The 2,190-nt window shown below is 61.2% G+C and carries 4 protein-coding genes; all 4 read left to right on the top strand.

Going from position 1 to position 2,190, the window contains the following annotated elements; genetic code table 11:
- The coding region (locus VIW95_RS16890; RefSeq protein WP_331588723.1) for an enoyl-CoA hydratase/isomerase family protein at positions 1-805 on the top strand (805 nt) is incomplete at its 5' end.
- Between the two features lie 105 nt (positions 806-910).
- Entirely contained in the window at positions 911-1,237 is a 327-nt protein-coding gene (locus tag VIW95_RS16885) for a hypothetical protein (protein WP_331588721.1), read from the top strand.
- An 84-nt stretch (positions 1,238-1,321) separates the two neighbouring features.
- The gene (locus VIW95_RS16880) at positions 1,322-1,615 is read left to right on the top strand and encodes a hypothetical protein (RefSeq protein WP_331588719.1); all 294 of its coding nucleotides are present in this window, start codon (positions 1,322-1,324) and stop codon (positions 1,613-1,615) included.
- A gap of 195 nt (positions 1,616-1,810) precedes the next feature.
- Positions 1,811-2,011, top strand: a complete 201-nt coding sequence (locus tag VIW95_RS16875; RefSeq protein ID WP_331588717.1) for a cold-shock protein — start codon at positions 1,811-1,813, stop codon at positions 2,009-2,011.
- Positions 2,012-2,190 lie beyond the last annotated feature (179 nt).

Below are 2,190 nucleotides of genomic sequence, written 5' to 3'. Positions count from 1 at the left end.
GTACAGCGAGTATCAGCATCTCCTGTTCGAGCGGAAGGACGACGGCATCCTGCTCATCACGATCAATCGTCCCGAAGTGCTCAACGCCACCAACAGCCGCCTGCATTGGGAGTTGAGCCGGGTGTGGCTCGACATCGCCGACGACGACGAAACCAACGTCATAGTGGTGACCGGCGCCGGACGCGCGTTTTCTGCCGGCGGCGACCTCGAGATGATTCAGAACATGGCCGCGAGCGCCGCCAACATCGGCAAGGCGTGGAAGGAAGCCGGCGACATCGTTTACAACATGATCAATCTCGACAAGCCGATCATCTCGGCGATCAATGGCGTCGCGGTCGGCGCGGGATTGGCGGTCGCGTTCATGGCGGATATCAGCATCGCGTCCGAGTCGATGCGCATCACTGACGGTCATTTGCGCCTCGGCGTCGCGGCCGGCGATCACGCGGTGATCGTGTGGCCGCTGCTGTGCGGCATGGCCAAGGCGAAGTACTACCTGATGACCGCGGATTTCATCGACGGCAAGGAGGCCGAGCGCATCGGGCTGGTGAGCCTGTGCGTCCCGGCCGATAAGCTGATGGACAAAGCGATGGAAGTCGCGCGCAAACTCGCGCGCGGCCCGCAGCAGGCGGTGCGATTCACGAAACGCTCGCTCAACAACTGGCTGCGAGTCGCAGGTCCTGCATTCGACGCGTCGCTCGCGCTCGAGATGATGGGATTTTTCAGCGCCGACCTGACCGAGGGCGTCACCGCTCTGCAGGAAAAGCGCCAACCGTCCTTCCCTGGATTTGGCAAACCGAAGCCTTGACCCGGGTGCCGAGAGTGTTCCGGGCCTCTTTTGAAGTCCAGCGCATTTTGAAATACTGTGGAGCGTTTGAAAACAACCTTAACCCGAGTGGGGAAGAAAATGTTGATGAAAAAATTTGCGCTTGCGGCTGCCTCTGCGATGCTCGTGACCACTGTCGCGTTTGCGGCAAGGCCCGCCTTCGCCGCCACCAAGGTCGATTGCGACGCCGTGATGAACGAGGTCAATAGCGGCAAGAAGGCCAAGGAAATTGCCACCGACCTGAGCATCTCGACCTCGAGCGTCTATCGCTGCAAGCGGCACGCGAAGGAAGCCGCAAAGGCTGCGACGAAGTCGTCGATGCAGGCCAAGTCCGGCAAAGAGCCGCCGATGGCGCCGATGTCTGCGCCTTCGCCCGCAATGGCAGCGCCCGCGGCGGCTGCTTCTCCTAAGTAGATATTTGCGCTTCGATGCGTCGCGAGCTGTGAGGCTCGCGACGCATCGTGCTGCGCGCAAAATTTCTCGACGACTTTTATCGCGATGCCGAAATGCGAACTGTGCGAGCTGCGTGATTACACGCAGCGCTACGCCGATTTCGTTCACCCGTTTAAATTTTCGATCCTCGATTGCGATTCGTGCGACACTCCGATGGCCGTCCTCGGCGACCATCGCGCGGTGCCCACCGACGAAGAGCGCGCGTTCATGATCGAGGCGTTGTCGTTGGTCGCGCGCGCGAAATACGGCGCCGACAAATTCGGCATCGACGACGTGATGCGCCAGATTCCCGACCACTGTCACATGCACGCCCGCCCTATTCGGCGCTGGCAATATTAGCCGCCGCACCGTCCGGTTCTCGATCGCAAAACATATTACGGCGCGGTTTCGCGAGTTTTACCCATTTGGTATGCGCCTGATCTTATGCTATATGCCCGCCGTTACGCGCGTTGCTTTAGGGGAAGCGGCGTCGCCGGCTGGGGAGGGCCACGAGGGGGCGCTCCGGCCGGGTTCCCTTCAGGAGGTACGGGGGAAATGGCTAACGGTACGGTCAAGTGGTTCAGCCCGAAGAAGGGCTACGGCTTCATCACGATGGAGGACGGGCAGGAAGTGTTCGTTCATTACAGCGCCATCGATGGGGCAGGTTTCCGCTCGCTCGAACAGGGCGAGCGCGTCGAGTTCGAGGTCGCGCAAGGCCCCAAGGGATTGCAGGCTTCGAACGTCGCCAAAGGTTAGGAGCACGGGGGATTCACGGGGACAAGGGGGGTTTTCGTTTCGACTTCCGACGTCCCGGAGCACGACGCGTGCGCGCCGTCGCGTCGGCGCGCCTGCACGTTTGTGATATGACGGCGGCATGAGTGACGCGGTCCCGTTAGGCACCCGGCTTCGATTCGGCACGATAGTCTCGACCTCAA

The sequence above is a fragment of the Binatus sp. (SeqCode) genome (genome assembly GCF_036522015.1).
Taxonomy (GTDB): Bacteria; Desulfobacterota; Binatia; order Binatales; family Binataceae; genus Binatus.
This window is presented reverse-complemented; position numbering and strand designations above follow the sequence as displayed.